17 protein-coding genes and 1 pseudogene are annotated in these 16,331 nt (G+C 62.9%); 11 read left to right on the top strand and 7 right to left on the bottom strand.

The window, feature by feature from the left end; all coding sequences use genetic code 11:
- Window positions 1-29: 29 nt before the first annotated feature.
- The 4 genes and pseudogenes from AC0L3D_RS18725 to AC0L3D_RS18710 all read left to right on the top strand — a co-directional run.
- Window positions 30-116, top strand: a pseudogene (locus AC0L3D_RS18725) (LysE family translocator); the annotation flags it as partial.
- Between the two features lie 151 nt (window positions 117-267).
- On the top strand, window positions 268-1,758 hold the full coding sequence (rfaE1, locus tag AC0L3D_RS18720; protein ID WP_473628470.1) for a D-glycero-beta-D-manno-heptose-7-phosphate kinase: 1,491 nt from the start codon (window positions 268-270) through the stop codon (window positions 1,756-1,758).
- Window positions 1,759-1,765: 7 nt separating this feature from the next.
- Window positions 1,766-2,338: a D-sedoheptulose-7-phosphate isomerase gene (locus AC0L3D_RS18715; RefSeq protein WP_473628469.1), complete on the top strand. Its 573-nt coding sequence runs from the start codon at window positions 1,766-1,768 to the stop codon at window positions 2,336-2,338.
- Window positions 2,331-2,996 carry a D-glycero-alpha-D-manno-heptose-1,7-bisphosphate 7-phosphatase gene (locus AC0L3D_RS18710; protein WP_473645390.1) on the top strand — a complete coding sequence of 222 codons (666 nt, stop codon included), beginning with the start codon at window positions 2,331-2,333 and terminating at the stop codon, window positions 2,994-2,996. The genes AC0L3D_RS18715 and AC0L3D_RS18710 overlap by 8 nt, the downstream gene beginning before the upstream one ends.
- Here AC0L3D_RS18710 and AC0L3D_RS18705 read toward each other — a convergent pair.
- Window positions 2,993-3,478: an Lrp/AsnC family transcriptional regulator gene (locus tag AC0L3D_RS18705; RefSeq protein ID WP_077379873.1), complete on the bottom strand. Its 486-nt coding sequence runs from the start codon at window positions 3,476-3,478 to the stop codon at window positions 2,993-2,995. The two genes, AC0L3D_RS18710 and AC0L3D_RS18705, sit on opposite strands and share 4 nt — an antisense overlap.
- 257 nt (window positions 3,479-3,735) lie before the next feature.
- On the opposite strand from AC0L3D_RS18705, the gene trxB reads away from it, so the two are divergent.
- Both trxB and AC0L3D_RS18695 read left to right on the top strand, forming a co-directional pair.
- Window positions 3,736-4,710, top strand: a complete 975-nt coding sequence (gene trxB / locus AC0L3D_RS18700; RefSeq protein ID WP_473628465.1) for a thioredoxin-disulfide reductase — start codon at window positions 3,736-3,738, stop codon at window positions 4,708-4,710.
- A 72-nt stretch (window positions 4,711-4,782) separates the two neighbouring features.
- Complete coding sequence (locus AC0L3D_RS18695; RefSeq protein ID WP_023799796.1) at window positions 4,783-5,679, top strand: LysR family transcriptional regulator; 897 nt, start codon at window positions 4,783-4,785, stop codon at window positions 5,677-5,679.
- A 24-nt stretch (window positions 5,680-5,703) separates the two neighbouring features.
- Here AC0L3D_RS18695 and AC0L3D_RS18690 read toward each other — a convergent pair whose 3' ends face one another.
- A complete protein-coding gene (locus AC0L3D_RS18690; protein WP_473628463.1) occupies window positions 5,704-6,222 on the bottom strand; it encodes a methyltransferase family protein in 519 nt (172 codons plus the stop codon).
- Window positions 6,223-6,964: 742 nt separating this feature from the next.
- Window positions 6,965-9,016, bottom strand: coding sequence for an elongation factor G (locus tag AC0L3D_RS18685; RefSeq protein ID WP_473628461.1), 2,052 nt, complete (start codon window positions 9,014-9,016; stop codon window positions 6,965-6,967).
- Between the two features lie 343 nt (window positions 9,017-9,359).
- Between AC0L3D_RS18685 and AC0L3D_RS18680 the strand changes: the two genes are divergently transcribed.
- Together AC0L3D_RS18680 and AC0L3D_RS18675 are read left to right on the top strand one after the other, a co-directional pair.
- Window positions 9,360-9,767, top strand: a complete 408-nt coding sequence (locus AC0L3D_RS18680; RefSeq protein ID WP_027151128.1) for a (R)-mandelonitrile lyase — start codon at window positions 9,360-9,362, stop codon at window positions 9,765-9,767.
- A gap of 70 nt (window positions 9,768-9,837) precedes the next feature.
- On the top strand, window positions 9,838-11,361 hold the full coding sequence (locus tag AC0L3D_RS18675) for an MFS transporter (protein WP_473628460.1): 1,524 nt from the start codon (window positions 9,838-9,840) through the stop codon (window positions 11,359-11,361).
- Window positions 11,362-11,423: 62 nt separating this feature from the next.
- On the opposite strand, the gene AC0L3D_RS18670 is transcribed toward AC0L3D_RS18675, so the two are convergent.
- Window positions 11,424-12,626: a pyridoxal phosphate-dependent aminotransferase gene (locus tag AC0L3D_RS18670; protein WP_023799790.1), complete on the bottom strand. Its 1,203-nt coding sequence runs from the start codon at window positions 12,624-12,626 to the stop codon at window positions 11,424-11,426.
- 205 nt (window positions 12,627-12,831) lie between these two features.
- Here AC0L3D_RS18670 and AC0L3D_RS18665 point away from each other — a divergent pair, with 205 nt between their 5' ends.
- The 3 genes from AC0L3D_RS18665 to AC0L3D_RS18655 all read left to right on the top strand — a co-directional run bounded on the left by AC0L3D_RS18665 (window position 12,832) and on the right by AC0L3D_RS18655 (window position 15,323).
- Window positions 12,832-13,746 (top strand): EAL domain-containing protein, encoded by a 915-nt coding sequence (locus AC0L3D_RS18665; RefSeq protein WP_473511241.1) that lies wholly within the window; start codon window positions 12,832-12,834, stop codon window positions 13,744-13,746.
- A complete protein-coding gene (locus tag AC0L3D_RS18660; protein ID WP_023799788.1) occupies window positions 13,743-14,597 on the top strand; it encodes an EAL domain-containing protein in 855 nt (284 codons plus the stop codon). Before AC0L3D_RS18665 ends, AC0L3D_RS18660 begins: the two co-directional genes overlap by 4 nt.
- A 114-nt stretch (window positions 14,598-14,711) precedes the next feature.
- Window positions 14,712-15,323: a glutathione S-transferase family protein gene (locus AC0L3D_RS18655; protein ID WP_473628458.1), complete on the top strand. Its 612-nt coding sequence runs from the start codon at window positions 14,712-14,714 to the stop codon at window positions 15,321-15,323.
- A gap of 14 nt (window positions 15,324-15,337) precedes the next feature.
- Here AC0L3D_RS18655 and AC0L3D_RS18650 read toward each other — a convergent pair whose 3' ends face one another.
- From AC0L3D_RS18650 to AC0L3D_RS18640, 3 genes are all read right to left on the bottom strand, one after another.
- Window positions 15,338-15,592 carry a type II toxin-antitoxin system RelE family toxin gene (locus tag AC0L3D_RS18650; RefSeq protein WP_023799786.1) on the bottom strand — a complete coding sequence of 85 codons (255 nt, stop codon included), beginning with the start codon at window positions 15,590-15,592 and terminating at the stop codon, window positions 15,338-15,340.
- Window positions 15,589-15,789, bottom strand: a complete 201-nt coding sequence (locus AC0L3D_RS18645; protein ID WP_023799785.1) for a hypothetical protein — start codon at window positions 15,787-15,789, stop codon at window positions 15,589-15,591. The genes AC0L3D_RS18650 and AC0L3D_RS18645 overlap by 4 nt, the downstream gene beginning before the upstream one ends.
- A gap of 260 nt (window positions 15,790-16,049) precedes the next feature.
- Window positions 16,050-16,262, bottom strand: a complete 213-nt coding sequence (locus tag AC0L3D_RS18640; protein WP_023678332.1) for a cold-shock protein — start codon at window positions 16,260-16,262, stop codon at window positions 16,050-16,052.
- Between the last annotated feature and the right edge of the window lie 69 nt (window positions 16,263-16,331).

Below are 16,331 nucleotides of genomic sequence, written 5' to 3'. Positions count from 1 at the left end.
CAGGTCGCAAACCGGCGGTTGGGTGGGCGTCAAACGGCGGGCAATGCCTGATGCGGCGTGCGGGCGGCGCGGTGCTGGTCGGATTGGGTGTTCATGTCGCTTTGCAGAAAAGTTGATCGGCCAACCGGCGTTGGCTGTGGTCGGTTCGGAGCCTGCCGTTGCGCTGAGCCGAATTGCGGTATATCGGCTTCGCCATGAACGACCAGCCCTGCCAGTCCAGCGTTTTCACAGCATCGGGACCGGCTCTCATTGCACGTCGAAGATGACATGAGCGAGCAATACCTGCCTTCTCCTGAACCGCTTCACCGCGCCATCTCGCGGTTCGGCAACGTCACCGTGCTGGTGGTCGGCGACTTCATCCTCGACCGTTTCCTCAACGGCGTCATCGAGCGGATTTCGCCTGAAGCGCCTATTCCGGTGCTGCGCGGGCGTGGCGAAACCTCGGCGATGGGTGGCGCCGGGAATGTCGTCGCCAACATCGTCTCGCTCGGCGCTGCCGCGATACCGGTTTCGGTGATCGGCGCCGATCCGGCCGGCGACAATCTCATGCGCATGCTTACCGAGCTTGGCGTCGACACCGGCGGTCTCGCACAGGACGCCAACCGGATGACCTCGTCGAAAAGCCGTTTCAGCGCGCTCAACCAGCAGGTGCTGCGCTTCGACGAAGAGGAAATCAAGCCGCTACGCGACGCCGAGCGGGCGACGCTGATCCGGTTTTTCCGCGCCGGGCTCGCGCAAGCCGACATCGTCATCCTGTCCGACTACGGCAAGGGCATGTTGCTCGACGGCGTCGCCGGCGAGCTGATCTCGATCTGCCGCGAGGCGGGAAAGCCGGTGCTGGTCGATCCCAAGGGCCGCGACTATGCTTACTACTCCGGGGCGTCGGCGATCACCCCCAATCGCAAGGAACTTGGCGAGGCGGTCGGACGCGCGGTGTTTGCCGATGACGAGATCGTCGCCGCGGCGCGTGAGCTGATCTCGGCACATGGCTTCGATTTCGTCGTCGCGACGCGCAGCGAAAAAGGCATGAGCGTCGTCGATGCCGACGATGCCCGCCACATTTCCACGCAGGCGCGGGAGGTGTTCGACGTTTCCGGCGCCGGCGACACTGTCATCGCTACGTTTGCGTTGGCCCTGGCTGCGGGCGCCGACCGCGTCATTGCCGCGGCCATCGCCAACGCGGCGGCTGGCGTGGTGGTGGGAAAACGCGGCACCGCACGGCTGACGGTCGAGGAACTCACCGGGGCGCTGTTTCGCTCGCATGGACCGGTTGCCCACAAGGATGCAATTCTCGATGCCACCGCCGCCGCACGGCTGGTGGCGACGTGGAAGGACGAAGGCCTGAGCGTCGGCTTCACCAATGGCTGCTTCGATATCCTTCATGCCGGCCATGTCAGCCTTTTGCATGCGGCGCGCAGCCAGTGCGACCGGCTGGTTCTCGGCCTCAACAGCGATGCCTCGGTGCGCCGGCTGAAAGGGCCGGGGCGCCCGGTCAACGACGAGCATGACCGCGCCTGCGTGCTGGCGGCGCTTGCCTCGGTCGATGCCGTCGTCGTCTTCGAGGAAGACACGCCGCTCGCGCTGATTGAGGCGCTGAAGCCGGACATACTGGTCAAGGGCGCCGATTATACGATCGATCAGGTGGTCGGCGCCGAAATCGTGCAAAAGGCGGGCGGCCGCGTCGTGCTGGTCGATCTCGTCGCCGGCAAGAGCACCACCGGCACCATCGGCAAGTTGCGCGCCGGAAGCACAAACTGAGGTTTTCATGTCCGAACTGAACGACTATCTGGTCCGCTCGGCGGCCGCGATCACCGCGATGGTCGAGCGCGACCTCACCGGCGAGATGGAGCGGGCGGTTACCGCCGTCGTCGCCGCGCTTTCGCAGGGCAAGGCGCTGCTGATCTGCGGCAATGGCGGCTCGGCCAGCGACGCCATTCACATCGCCGGCGAACTGGTCGGCCGCTTCCTGAGGGAGCGCAAGGCCTACAACGTCATCGCGCTGCCGGCCAATGCGGCGGTGCTGACCGCCTGGGGCAATGATTACGGCTTCGACACGGTGTTTTCACGCCAGGTCGAGGCGCATGGCGCCGCGGGCGCCGCGCTGCTCGCCATCTCGACCAGCGGCAACTCGCCCAGCATCCTCGCCGCCGCCGAGCAGGCGCGCATGATGGACATGACAGTGATCAGCCTGACCGGCGACAGCGGCGGCAAGCTCAAGCCGCTCTCCGATATCCTGCTCAACGTGCCCTCGACCTCGACGCCGATAATCCAGCAGGGGCATCTGTGCCTCTATCATCATCTGTGCGAAATGGTCGAAGCGCGCCTCTGTGATGGCTGACATCGGCCCGATCGTGAGATCCGATCATTACCCGCTCGAAGCGCCGGGCCTGTGGGTCGAGCGGATCGGTACGTCGGCTTATCCAGCTGGCATGCCGGCGTTGTTCCTCGACCGCGACGGCACCATCAATGTCGATAGCGGCTACCCCAGCGATCCGGCTGACATCGTGCTTCGGCCGCAGATGCTGCCGGTGATCCGAACGGCCAACATCGCCGGCCTTCCGGCAATGGTGGTCTCCAATCAATCAGGCATAGCCCGCGGCTATTTCGGCTGGCCGGAGTTCGCCGCGGTCAGTGCCCGGTTGCTGGCGCTTCTCGAAGCGCAGAATTGCCGGATCGATCTGGTGCTCGCCTGCGCCTACCATTCGAGCGGGACGGGCGAGCTGGCAGCAGGTGATCATCCGATGCGCAAGCCCAATCCGGGCATGCTTCTGCGCGCCCGCGATCTGCTGGGCGTGGATATCAGCCGATCGATCATCGTCGGCGACAAGGCCGATGACATGGAAGCCGGGCGGCGAGCCGGGCTCTGCGAGGGTTGGCTGGTGAACGGCCGATCCGATCGGACTTCCGGCCAAGGCATGTTCAGGACGCGCAACCTGACGACCGATAACGATCACAGCAAACTCTGCGACGCCATCGCCGAGCTCGGCCGGGATTAAGGTCTCGCTTCGCTGAAAGCCACCAGGCCCTCGTCCTTGACGCGACGGATGGTCAGTGCCGTCCGCACCGTGTCGACATTCGGCGCCGAGGCCAGTTCCTCGATGACGAAGGTCTGAAAGGCGCCGAGGTCGCTCGCCACGCAATGCAGCAAAAAGTCGGATTCGCCCGACACCATCCAGGCGTCGCGAACGATCGGCCAGCCGCGGGTGCGTTCGGCGAAGGTTTTCAGCTCCGCGTCGGCCTGGTGATGCAGGCCGATGAGGCAAAAGGCGACGACATCCAGGCCGAGCGCCGGCGCATTGAGCAAGGCGCGATAGCCGCGGATGATGCCGGTCTCTTCCAGCCGCCTGACGCGACGCAGGCATGGCGGCGCAGAAATGCCGACGCGGCCGGACAATTCGACATTGGTCATGCGCCCATCGTGCTGAAGCTCGCGCAGGATCTTCCAGTCGATGGCATCGAGATCGGCTTTGAGCGGCATGGATACCTTGGCGCTTCACGCAAGAATCTTTCGTGATCTTGTAATTAAACGACTTTGGTGTCCATTCCATCCCTTCAGTCACTGATTTTCGAACAGTCGCCGCCAGGATGTTCATGGATCGTCTGTTTGTGCGGAAGCTTTCCGGGGACGAAGGCCGGGTCGTCTTGCTGGCGTCGCCTGCAACACCTAGATTAGGGCCGAAATCGATCCCTGTGCCGGACGCTTCATTCGCGTCCGGTTGTTGTGAAAGCCCTGATATGACGTCCAAGCACGCACCCGTTCTCATCATCGGTTCCGGTCCCGCCGGCTATACGGCGGCAATCTACGCCGCCCGCGCCATGCTGAAGCCGATGCTGGTCGCCGGCCTGCAACAGGGCGGCCAGTTGATGATCACCACCGATGTCGAAAACTATCCGGGCTTCGCCGATCCGATTCAGGGTCCGTGGCTGATGGAGCAAATGCTGAAACAGGCCGAGCATGTCGGCACCGACGTCATCAACGACATCATCACCGAGGTCGACCTCAACGTGCGGCCGTTTCGTGCCAAGGGCGATTCCGGCGCCACCTATACCGCCGACGCGCTGATTATCGCCACCGGTGCGCAGGCGAAATGGCTGGGCATCCCGAGCGAACAGACCTTCATGGGCTTCGGCGTATCGGCCTGCGCCACCTGCGACGGCTTCTTCTATCGCGGCAAGGATGTCGCGGTGATCGGCGGCGGCAATTCGGCGGTGGAGGAGGCGCTTTACCTTTCCAACCTGGCCAAGAGCGTGACGGTCATCCACCGGCGCAGCGACTTCCGCGCCGAGCGCATCCTCAGCGAGCGGCTGTTCAAGAAGGACAATGTCCGCGTCATCTGGGACACCGTCGTCGACGAGATCACCGGCCAGTCCGGCAAGATGCCGCTGCCGCCGTCGGTGGAAGGACTGAAGCTGCGCAATCTGGTGACCGGCCAGGAGATGCATCTGACGGTCGACGGCGTGTTCGTGGCGATCGGCCATGCGCCGGCGGTCGAGCTGTTCGCCGGCAAGCTGAAGCAGAAGCCGAACGGCTATCTGTGGACGGCGCCGGATTCGACCTGCACCGACGTGCCGGGCGTGTTCGCCGCCGGCGACGTGACCGACGACATCTACCGCCAGGCGGTGACGGCGGCGGGGCTCGGCTGCATGGCCGCGCTCGAGGCGGAAAAGTACCTCGCCGGGATCGAAGTTCGCCGCGAAGCGGCGGAGTAAACAAGCGGCCGAGAAAAGCCGCGCAAAAGCCTGATTTTTCATTCAGACGCCAGAAAACAGAATGGGGGCATCATGGCGTTGGACTGGGACAAGCTACGCGTGTTTCACGCTGCTGCGGAAGCTGGGTCGTTCACCCACGCCGCCGAGACACTGCATCTGTCGCAATCGGCGATCTCGCGGCAGGTCAGCGCGCTCGAACATGATGTCGGCGTGCCGCTGTTCAATCGCCATGCTCGCGGCCTGGTGCTGACCGAGCAGGGTGAGATGCTGTTCCGCACGGCGCATGACGTGCTTATGAAGCTGGAGACGATCAAGTCGCGGCTGACCGAGGCCAAGGATCGGCCTTCCGGCGTGCTCAGGGTGACGACCACGGTGGGGCTCGGCGCCGGCTGGCTGACCGAGCGCGTGCAGGAATTCATCGAGCTCTATCCCGAGATCAGCCTGCAGCTGATCCTGGCGAACGAGGAACTCGACCTGACCATGCGGCGGGCGGACTGCGCGATCCGGCTGCGCCAGCCGCAGCAGCCCGATCTCATCCAGCGCCGTCTGTTCACCGTGCATTTCCATCTCTACGCCGCCCCTTCCTACGTCAACAAGTACGGCAAGCCGGCGTCGATCGCAGAGCTGAAGAGCCATCGCATCGTCACCTTCGGCGTGCCGGTGCCGGCGCATCTGTCGGAATTGAACTGGCTGGAAACGGTCGGCGATTTCGAAGGCGGGCAGAGGGTGCCGACGCTGCAGATCAACGACATATTGTCGATAAAACGCGCGGTCCAGGGTGGCGCCGGCATCGCCATGCTGCCCGACTATGTGGTCAGCAAGGATTCAGGGCTGGTGCAGTTGCTGCCGGAGACCGAAGTGCCGTCCTTCGACACCTATTTCGCCTATCCCGATGCGATGAAGAACCAGGCGAAGCTGCACGTCTTCCGCGATTTCATCATCGCCAAGGCCCGAAGCTGGTCGTTCTAAACCTTCTGCAAATCGAGTGCGCTATCATCGCGGACGATCATCCCTTATTGGCCGACATGGCGTCAGGCGGGGGAGCCAGCCTGGAACGGCATGGCGGTAGGCCTCGTACTCGGCGCCATAGCGGCGGGCAAGCGTCGGTTCCTCATGGAACTTCACGAACGAGACCATGGCGACGGCGGCGATAGCGGCATAGGCGACGAGAGCCGCGCTCGAAAACAGCAGCGCCTGGCCAAGGATGATCGCCAGCACGGCCACATACATCGGGTTGCGGACATGGCGGTAGATGCCGCCGACAACCAGTCGATCGGTTGGCGCGCCCGGAGCGGGCGTGCCGAGGCCCTCGAGAGCAAAACGGGCAAAGGCATGAAGCAGCAAGGCGGTTGCGACGCCAATCAGGACCCAGCCGACCGGGACCAAGCCGGGCAGGGTCGACCACGGCAGATGATAGCGATCGGTCAACAGCCAAGGCAGCAATCCCGCGACCACACCGGGCGCTGCGATGAAGAACAGCGCGCTGCCGGCGATCGCCTGACGGGTCTTCATGGGGGCTCCTTCGGCGCGATTTTCGGGCCGATGCATGGCTGCCGCGAAAATAAACGCGCACTGCCTGATTCGCCATCATTCGTTGTTTTCGGCGTTCTGGACCGAAAATCGGCGCTGTTTCGCCATTTCGCAATGATACTTGACTGGCTGCGCACCACATTTCGCGATTCTTCTGGTCCTACGAGGCCAAGCAACGGCTTAGACCACAGCCTGTGTCATTTTGCATGCGAGTGTTGCAAAATAGATGCTTGTTTCTTGGGCATGATGAGCACATATATGGATCATCTCCTGGGCGCGTTCTCCTCCCATTAGCGCCCTCGAGTGTTCCCCTCTGGAGGTTAGCCTTAACAGGCACTTCCAATCAAACTCAGCCGGATCTTCGTTGATCCGGCTTTTTTGTATCCCGATCCCTGCCGGCGCTGACGCAAAGCCGACCGAAATGTCATGTAACAGTGACATGTAACCTCAGGTAACATGTCGCAGGCGCGCAGCATCGACTAAGCAGATCATAGGACGCGGTGTGGTTCGTGCGGGAGATGGGGGCATCACTCGGACGATCCGGGCTCAGGCGGCTACCGCGTCCGAACTATTCTTCCGCTGAGGCTGTCAAGCGTTGGCGGCATGTGCGGCGGACCTGCCATTTCGCCTCCCACGAAGACGGTCCGCATGAGAACGGCGTCCGGATCATGTCCGGACGCCGTTTCCTTGTGTTCTGCAGCCTGACTGTCGCCAAGTTCCAGTGTCAGGCGGCCTTGCCATTGGCGTTCAACGCCTCGTCGGCCAGGCGGCCGGTGAGTTCGGCCATATGGTCGAAGCTGGCACGATAGCTGGCCACGCCCGCGGTGGCCGAACGCAGCTCGATGATCAGATCGCCGATCTCGGCCTGCGGCATGGTCGCCTCGACGACATCCCATCCCGGCCAGCCGGGCCGCGCATCATAGCCGAGGATTTGGCCGCGCCGCTGCGGGATCAGGGCGATGATTCTCGATGTTGCGTCGGACGGCGTGACGATTTCCACCTTCATGATCGGTTCAAGCAGCACCGGCGAGCAGGCGGCCATGCCTTCCTTCATCGCCAGCTTTGCCGCCATCTGGAAGGCCATGTCCGACGAATCGACGGAATGATAGGAGCCGTCGGACAGGTTGACGGCGACGTCGACCACAGGAAAGCCGAGCGGGCCCGATTTCAGATAATCGCGTACGCCGGCCTCGACCGACTGGATATAGGTTTTCGGCACGGCGCCGCCGGTGATGGTGTCGGTGAACTGGAAACCGGAGCCGCGAGGCAGCGGCTTGATCTCGATCACCACGTCGCCGAACTGGCCATGGCCGCCCGACTGCTTCTTGTGACGGCCACGCTGCTGCGCCGCTTTGCGGATCGTCTCGCGGTAAGGCACAGCCGGCGGATGGCCTTCGACCGGAATCTGGTTCTTGCCCTCCAGCCGCTCGCGCACGACACGCAGATGCATTTCGCCATGGCCCGACAGCACGGTTTCAGCCGAATCCTGATTGTGGCGCACGCTGAGCGAGGGATCTTCTTCGGCAAGGCGCTGGATGGCGGCCGACATCTTGACCTCGTCCTTGCGTTCCTTCGGTCGCAACGCAAAGGCAAAGACCGGTTGCGGCGGCGTCAGCGTGACCAAGGGCTTGATGCCGCCCTTGGCCGAGCTCAAGGTCTGACCGGTCGTGACCTCGTCCATCTTGCCGAGCGCGACCGTGTCGCCGGCCGGGGCCGAGGTGAGCTTGGTCTGGTCCTTGCCGAGCATTCTGTAGATGCCGGAGACCTTTGCCGTCGCGCCGTTCGAAAGGAAGAGCTCGGAGGCGTCGGCAAGCTGGCCGGACAGGATGCGCGAGATCGACAGCTTGCCGCCATGCGCGGTGTGGATGGTCTTCATCACCTGGACCACGGTCGCATTGCCGTCAGGTGCGTCGAGGCGCTTGCGTGTTGCTTCACCATCAGGCGCGTCGTGGCGGATCGTTTTTAGCAGCCGCAGCACACCATTGCCCTTCTCGGCGGAGCCGATCAGCACCGGCGTCACGGCACCATCGCGCAAGTCGGCGGCCAGGTCGTCGAAGATGGCGTCCTTGGGCGGCTCGATTTCGTCGAGCAGCTGCTCCATCAGTTGATCATCATGGTCGGCGAGCGTCTCCAGCATGGAAAAGCGCGCTTCAAGCTCGCGCGCCTTGTCGTCGCTGGGAATCTGGGCGACTTCGCTTTCGGCATATTCGCGATAGATGTAGGCGCGCTCCAGCGCCAGATCGATCGAGCCGATCACCACGCCGTCCTTGCGCAGGGGAATCTGGCGCAGCAGCAAAGGCACCGAGCTCGCCGGCTGCAACATCTTCAGCGTGTCTCGCACGCCTGATATCGCCTTGTCGACCTTATTGAGGAACATGATGCGCGGCACGCCGAGATCGTCGAGCTTGCGCATGATCAGTTGCAGGGCAGGGATCTTCTTCTCGTCGGCTTCGGCGACGACCACGGCGAGGTCGCAGGCGGCCAGAACCGGTTCGGCTTCGAAGGAGAATTCTATGGAGCCGGGACAATCGACGAAGGTGAGTTGCTCCCCCATGAAGTCGGTGGTGGCAAACGTCGCCTCAACGCTCATGGCGTGGGCGCGTGCCTCGGGCGAATGATCGGAAACTGTGTTTCCCGAGGAGACCGGATTCTGGCGGGGGATGGCGCCCGTGCGGGCCAATATGGCTTCGAGAAGTGTCGTCTTACCGCTTGCAAAGGGACCGACTATGGCAATGCATTTCGGTCCCGTGCGTCGTCCTCCGGCGCGAGTTCCCATGACTGACCTCCACTCAGGCGTTTCCCTGGGAGCGGCGGCCGGCCTGTCGACCGTCGCGGGCGGGGCTTTTTCAGTTTGCCGCCTACCCAAAGGCATCGTCCCACGGGTTAGGCGGGAGGGCAAGTGATTTGAGATCGGAGGATCGCCTGATGTTGAGCCATGATCGGCGAAGCCGTCGAATGCGGGCCTGGGCTTTCCGTCAATGCCGTGACAGGGTCCGTCGCCGAACAGCCGCAAAAGCGGTTGCGCCATGATGGTTATCGGATGAAAGTGCCGCTTTCTGCGACAAAAAGGAGCGGATCGTCGCCGACCGATCCGCCATCAGCTTGAGGACTTTGCGACGATGAAGATCATTGCTTGCGGCAGCGTACCGACCGTCATTGCGCCGGAAAAGTACTTCACCGGCCGCGTGTGGCAGACGCCGATCATCGAGAAGGAAGCGCCGGCGCGGCTACGCGCCGTCATGGTCGGTTTCGAGCCCGGCGCGCGTACCCACTGGCATACGCATCCGCTGGGCCAGACGCTCTATGTCGTGTCAGGCGCCGGCCTGGCGCAAAGCTGGGGCGAGCCGATACAGGCAATCAGGGCCGGCGACGTCATCTCGTTTGCGCCTGACGAAAAGCATTGGCATGGCGCCGGTCCAAAATCGGCGATGGCCCATATCGCCATGCAGGAGGCGCTCGACGGCGTCCATGCCGACTGGCTGGAGACGGTGACCGACGAGCAGTATGGCGGCGTTGATCGGACCTAAAAGCCGTCGCGTCTGATCATTGGTCGCGTCTGATCATTGTAGGTGATTTCCACGCTCAGGTTTGGGTTTCATGTCGAACCGTCGCTTGCCTCTTGTTGCCGCCGTCTATCTCGGCACATTCGTCGCACTGCTCGACATCAGCATCGTCAACGTCGCCCTGCCGACGATCCAGATTGCGCTCGGCATCGATTTCGCCGGGTTGCAATGGGTGATCGACGCCTACACGCTTTGCCTGTCGGCCTTCATGCTGTCGGCAGGCCTGATCGGCGACCGCTACGGGCGCAAGCGCTCCTGGCTGGCAGGCATCGGCATCTTCGTGGCTGGTTCTGCCATATGTGCAATCGCGCGTAACCTGCCGGTGCTGCTGGTGGGCCGGGTGGTGCAAGGGATAGCCGGATCGCTGATCATTCCGGGTGCGCTGTCGATTCTGACGCAGGCATTTCCCGACGGTCGCGAGCGTGCCGGCGTTATCGGAGGCTGGGCGTCGTTCGCAGCTGTCTCGCTGCTCACCGGCCTGGTCGTCGGCGGCATCCTGGTCGAAACCGCCGGATGGCAGAGCATTTTCCTGATCAACCTGCCGCTCGGCTTGGCCACGATCGCGCTCGGTGCGGCTTCGATCGTAGAGACTTCACACCCCGAGCATGCCCATCTCGACCTTGTCGGCCTGGCGCTCAGCATTCTGTGGCTGGGCGCCTTGACCTTCGGCCTGATATCGGCAGGCGAAAAAGGTTGGGGCGATCGAGAGGCTGTTATCGCCCTTGTCGTCGGCTTCGCCGGCCTAGTGGCATTCCTTGTCTTCGAGGCACGCACGCCGCGGCCGATGCTGCCGCTTGGCCTGTTCCGCGACGTTTGCTTCGCCGTCGCCAATGTCGCCTCGTTCGCGCTCGGCCTCACCTCCTACACCAGCGTCTTCCTCTATTCGATGTTCCTGCAGCAGGCACAGGGCTGGTGGCCGACACAGACCGGCCTGCGCATGGCACCGCTGTTCCTTGTCCAAATGGTCGTGTCGCCGGCGATCGGCAGGCTCAGTCAGCGCTACGGACACTCGGCGCTGATGACATCGGGTTATCTTGCGAGCGGTCTTTCCATGCTGGGCATGTGCTGGGTTGGACCCTCGGCACCCTATGTGACGATCGGCCTGCTGTTTGCCGTCGGCGGCCTCGGCAATGCGCTGTCCATCCCGACCGGCAGCGCTGCCGCGATGTCGTTTGCGCCGCGCGAGCGTTCGGGCATGGTGTCGGCGGTGATCAACGCAACCCGCCAGAGCGGCACCGCCATCGGCATCGCCCTGCTCGGCGCCTTGATGAGGATGCGGGCAACAGCCCTGCTGACGGCGCATCTTGAAAACGCCGGTGTCGCCAATGCCGGAGCGGTGGCCCGCGCCGCGGTTTCAAGGCACGATTTCGCAGCCGATGCGGCGATGGGCAAGGACGGCCTGCGCGATCTGTTCGCAGCCGCTTATGCCGGGGGCTTCCATGCGGCGATGCTGACGGCCGCCATCGTTTCGTTCGTCACGGCCGGGCTTCTGGCCGCCATTCTGGCGCCGGCCGAGGCTCGTTCGGCGCGCGAAACGAATCACAGTCGCCAGGGATGAGGCTGGCGCCGACCGCCAAAACCCGATTGCGAGCCGGGTTTTGGTGTTCGAGATGCGCTTGATCAGGTCAGCGAGGCGGTGAAGCGCTGGATGCGGGCGCAGGCCTCTTCGAGCAACGCCTCCGACGTGGCATAGGAGATGCGGAAGTTCGGGCCGAGGCCGAATGCCGAACCGAACACGACCGCCACGCCCTCGGCCTCGAGCAGTTCCGAGCAGAAGGCTTCGTCGCTGTCGATCAGCTTGCCGGCTTTGGTCTTCTTGCCGATCAACTGGGAACAGGACGGATAGACGTAGAAAGCCCCTTCGGGAGACGGACATGTGATGCCGCGCGCCTGATTGAGCATCGACACGACGAGATCGCGCCGAGCCTGGAAAATCGCCTTGTTTTTCGCAATGAAATCCTGCGGACCGTTCAGCGCCTCGACCGATGCCCACTGGGCAATGGTGCAGGCGCCGGAGGTCTGCTGGCCCTGGATCATGTCCATCGCCTTGATCAGCGCCACCGGCCCGGCCGCATAGCCGATGCGCCAGCCAGTCATCGCATAGGCCTTCGACACGCCGTTCATGGTCAGGGTGCGCTCATAAAGCTTCGGCTCGACCTCGGCGATGGTCGTGAAGACGAAATCGCCGTAGATCAGATGCTCGTACATGTCGTCGGTCAGCACCCAGACATTGGGGTGTTCGAGCAGCACGTCGGCCAGAGCGCGCAACTCAGCCTCGCTGTAGGCGGCGCCCGACGGGTTCGACGGTGAGTTCATCAACAACCATTTGGTGCGCGGCGTGATCGCCTTTTGCAACGCCGCCGCCGTCAGCTTGAAGCCGTTGTCGATGGAGGTGTCGGCAAATGCCGGGGTGCCGCCGCAGATCGCTACCATCTCGGGATAGCTGACCCAGTACGGCCTCGGAATGATGACCTCGTCGCCGGGGTTCAGCGTCGCCATGAAGGCATTGAACAGGATCTGCTTGCCGCCGGTGCCGACGATGGTCTGCTCCGGCCGGTAATCGAGATTGTTCTCTCGCTTGAATTTTTGGGCGATTGCCTCGCGCAGCGGCACGATGCCGGAAACTGGAGGATATTTCGTTTCGCCGCGGCGGATGGCCTCGATCGCAGCGTTCTTGATATTGTCCGGCGTGTCGAAGTCCGGTTCGCCGGCACCCAGCCCGATCACGTCACGGCCGGCGTTTTTCAGCTCGCGCGCTTTCTGCGTCACTGCGATGGTCGCGGAAGGCTTTACGCGGGAAAGGGCGTCGGCAAGAAAGGCCATGACGGCGTTGTCTCCTGTAGGGCCAGGCGGTCCATCCGACCGCGGCGTCTCTCATGTCGCATCATCCCGCCAAGCGCAAGCATTGTCGGATGAGCCAGACCTCAAATCCCCGGCAAATCCGGCAACAATAAATTCACTTACACGCGGTAAAACTCCGGTTGGCTGGATCACGACCCATTCCACCAGTCTCGCAACGGGAGGAACCGTGTCGCGCAGCATCGGGCTTGCCCATATCGTCCGCCACGATGACGGCACCGCCAGCGGTGTCTGGGGCAATTATACGCTGCAAAGCGCCTTCCAGCCGATTTTTGCCTTCAGCAACGGCAAATTGTCCATCACCGGATTCGAGGGCCTGATCCGGCCGTTCCGCGACGCCGAGCCGCAGACGCCGGTGAGTTTTTTCAACGCCTGTCCGACGGTCGACCGCCTGCATATCGAGGCGCTGACAAGGACGCTGCACCTTTTGAACGCCGGCGCCTGCCTGCCGCAGGAGGCATTCATTTTCATCAACTTCGATCCGTCGGTGTTCACCGATCGCAGCATCGCCGACAGTGCGCTGCGCGACATGCGGCTGGTGCTGCATGAGGCCGGGATCGATGCGAACCGCGTCGTCTGCGAGGTGACCGAGCAAAAGTCGGCGTCGCAGGAAACGCTCTACAATTTCGTCGAGGCGCTCAGGGCCAACGGGTTTCGCATCGCGGTCGACGACTACGGCGCCGAAGAGTCCGACATCAACCGGATCAAGGAGCTCAGGCCTGACATCGTCAAATTCGACGCCAACTGGATCATGCAACTGATGGAGTCCGGCGCCGGCTTCGCGCTGCTGACCGCCATGGTGGCAAGTTTCGAACAGCAAGGCATCCGCACCGTGTTCGAGGGCATCGAGGAGGGCTGGCAGCTTGAACTGGCCGAGAAATCGGGAGCCTCGATGGTGCAGGGATTTGCGCTGGCGCGCCCGGAGCTTGCACCGACCAGCTTTCACGTCTTCGGCAACGAAAGCCAAGTCTTCGGCAAGGAAAGGCAGATGCCGGTGACGGCGCCTGACGCCGGCGCGGCGCCTGCGACCGTCTCGCCTTCGCCGCGGCCGAAACGGGCTTTCGGGCGCAAGGTGGTGCCATGACCAGGCGGCCCGACAGGCGGCGCAATGTCGGCGAGGCAATCTTTGCCGACGAAGTCGGGATCGAATATGGCGTCTATGGCGCGTTCCGGCTGAGGAGCGCCTACCAGCCGATCTTTGCGCCGCGCGGCAGGTTTTTGAAGGCCGTCGCCGTCGAAGGCCTGATCGAGCCGCACCGCGCCGGCAGGCCGGTCGCGCCGCGCGTATTCTTCGAGGGCATCCCCGTGGCGGATCGCCTGTTCGTCGAGACGATGTGCCGGGTACTGCATCTGCGGAATTTCCGCAACATCGGGGTCGGCGGGCTCGACCTGTTCTTCAACTACAATCCGCTGATCAACGATGACCCCGGGCGAGCGCTGGCAGAAATCAGGCTGATGACCAGGCGTCTCGCCGAGTTCGACCTGCACCCCGGCATGCTGGTCTGCGAGATCACCGAGCAGGCGGCTGAAGACAAGGTGCTCGTCAGCCTGGCGCGCGAGATGCGGCGTGACGGCATCCGCATCGCCATCGACGATTTCGGCACCGGGCATTCGACGGAAGAACGGGTCGCTCTTGTCCAGCCCGACATCGTCAAGATCGACGGCACCTGGTTCGCGGAATTCTGCCGCCATGCCGCCGCCGAACGGTTTTTCCGGCCGCTGGTCTCCGCGCTGCATGACCGCGGCGCCAAAGTGCTGGTCGAAGGCATCGAGCAAGCCACGCATCTGCGCGTCGCGCTGGACGGCGGCGTTGACCTGATGCAAGGATTTTACCTTGCCCGGCCGGCGCTGGCCGGCACGGTCTTCGACGAGGAGCCGCTGCCCATCGACAGGCTGCTTGGCATGGCCAACAACGTCGTGCCGTTGTTTGGGTGATCTATCACCGGCGCTGATGGTTGCGCCAAAACAAATCACTGGATGAAGCCGTCGCTGCCAGGATAATTGCCGGTAAAGGCGGCTCCGCCGAGGGGAGCGGCGATGGGAGCAAGAATGACCATACTCTATGGAATGATCGACAGCGGCAATTGCTACAAGCCGCGCCTGTTGATGGCCAAGCTCGGCATCGCTTTCACCAATGTCGAGGTCAGCTCGCACACCGGCGACACGCGCAAGCCAGACTATGTCGCCAAGAACCCGAACGCCATGGTGCCGCTGCTCGAGCTCGACGACGGCCGGCGGCTTGCCGAATCCAACGCCATTCTGCTCTATCTCGCCGAAGGCACGCGGTTGCTGCCGGCCGACAGATACGAGCGGGCATTGGCCTACCAATGGCTGTTCTTCGAGCAATACAGCCACGAACCCTATATCGCGGTGCGCAAGGCGCTGCTGGCCTTTCCCGAACGGGCCAAGGACGCGACACCGGAACGGCTGGCGCTGACGCTGGAGCGCGGCAACAAGGCGCTCGGCGTGATGAACAAGCATCTGGCGGGCAGTGCGTTCTTTGCCGGCGAGGCCTTGAGCGTCGCCGACATCGCGCTCTACGCCTATACGCATACGGCCGAGATGGGCGGTTTTCAGCTCGACGCCTACCCGGCGGTGGCGGCCTGGCTGAAACGGGTCGAGACTGATCCTGGGCATGTGCCGATGGAGTGGCTGGGGTAGTTCTGTCCTTACGGCTACTTCAGGAGGCGGTCATATTCGGAGTGGGTGCCGATCCAAAACCAGACAACGTCATCGTGGTCACGGACAGCTACGGCGCGGTAGTTGAGATCAACCCGCGCCGACCAATAGCGTCCGACCTGTTTGAAATGCAGCGACGGGTGAAACGGATCAGAACGCAGCTTGGCGAAACGTTTGTCCGCCTTTGCTCTGATCGACGAGGGCAGTTTTGCATAAGCCTCCCAGAATAAGGGAGTGGCGACATGATTCACAAAGACCGGGTCCGGCCGGCGCGATGGTCGGCCAAGGCCTGCTCGGCAAGTTTATCCAGCCTGCCAGCCTTGGCGTCGGCTTCGATCTGCCGATCCCACATCTCCGCTTTCAGTGCCTCGAACCAGGCGGCAAATGCCTTCAGTTCCTCAGGGCTCAGTTCGGCGACGGATTTCTCAATCTGTTCAAGCTTGCTCATCGGCTAAAAATACCATGATTGGCACAATAAGGCCAAGGTAGCTGTTTCATCCGGAAATCCGGACAGCAAAAAGGCGGGACAAAATCCCGCCTTCCCATGCATGGTAGCCTGATCGGGAGCGCTTTGGCCGGGCCGGCAGCAATCTGCTGCTTCGGCTTGTCGGGTTCTTTCCGCTCCGGCGCGCTTCTCGCGCGACCGTCAGTACATCCGTGACTTGCCGCGCGCCCCGAGCTATCGCCCGGCGCGCGCCATTCGCAAAATCAGGCTGCCTTGCTCAGAGATCCAGCGGACGACTTGCCAGTGCGGCGGTCCTGCTCGATCTCGAAGTTGATCTTCTGGCCTTCGACCAGGGTCGACAGCCCAGCGCGCTCGACGGCGGAGATGTGGACGAAAACGTCCGCGCCGCCGCTGTCAGGCTGGATGAAGCCGAAACCCTTGGTGGAATTAAACCACTTGACCGTACCTGTTGCCATTTCGATAGTCCTTATACGTTTGCTTTAGCTTGACTGAACCGAAGTCCAGCCGGTTTGTATCGAGATTTT

Source organism: Mesorhizobium sp. WSM4837, from assembly GCF_055811435.1.
The sequence above is the reverse complement of the archived record's forward strand: the minus strand, read 5'-3'. Positions and strand labels throughout refer to the sequence as shown.

Coding starts and splice junctions, on each gene's coding strand:
- rfaE1 (WP_473628470.1), top strand. CDS start 268: ATGAGCGAGCAATACCTGCCTTCTCCTGAACCGCTTCACCGCGCCATC.
- AC0L3D_RS18715 (WP_473628469.1), top strand. CDS start 1,766: ATGTCCGAACTGAACGACTATCTGGTCCGCTCGGCGGCCGCGATCACC.
- AC0L3D_RS18710 (WP_473645390.1), top strand. CDS start 2,331: ATGGCTGACATCGGCCCGATCGTGAGATCCGATCATTACCCGCTCGAA.
- AC0L3D_RS18705 (WP_077379873.1), bottom strand. CDS start 3,478: ATGCCGCTCAAAGCCGATCTCGATGCCATCGACTGGAAGATCCTGCGC.
- trxB (WP_473628465.1), top strand. CDS start 3,736: ATGACGTCCAAGCACGCACCCGTTCTCATCATCGGTTCCGGTCCCGCC.
- AC0L3D_RS18695 (WP_023799796.1), top strand. CDS start 4,783: ATGGCGTTGGACTGGGACAAGCTACGCGTGTTTCACGCTGCTGCGGAA.
- AC0L3D_RS18690 (WP_473628463.1), bottom strand. CDS start 6,222: ATGAAGACCCGTCAGGCGATCGCCGGCAGCGCGCTGTTCTTCATCGCA.
- AC0L3D_RS18685 (WP_473628461.1), bottom strand. CDS start 9,016: ATGGGAACTCGCGCCGGAGGACGACGCACGGGACCGAAATGCATTGCC.
- AC0L3D_RS18680 (WP_027151128.1), top strand. CDS start 9,360: ATGAAGATCATTGCTTGCGGCAGCGTACCGACCGTCATTGCGCCGGAA.
- AC0L3D_RS18675 (WP_473628460.1), top strand. CDS start 9,838: ATGTCGAACCGTCGCTTGCCTCTTGTTGCCGCCGTCTATCTCGGCACA.
- AC0L3D_RS18670 (WP_023799790.1), bottom strand. CDS start 12,626: ATGGCCTTTCTTGCCGACGCCCTTTCCCGCGTAAAGCCTTCCGCGACC.
- AC0L3D_RS18660 (WP_023799788.1), top strand. CDS start 13,743: ATGACCAGGCGGCCCGACAGGCGGCGCAATGTCGGCGAGGCAATCTTT.
- AC0L3D_RS18655 (WP_473628458.1), top strand. CDS start 14,712: ATGACCATACTCTATGGAATGATCGACAGCGGCAATTGCTACAAGCCG.
- AC0L3D_RS18645 (WP_023799785.1), bottom strand. CDS start 15,789: ATGAGCAAGCTTGAACAGATTGAGAAATCCGTCGCCGAACTGAGCCCT.
- AC0L3D_RS18640 (WP_023678332.1), bottom strand. CDS start 16,262: ATGGCAACAGGTACGGTCAAGTGGTTTAATTCCACCAAGGGTTTCGGC.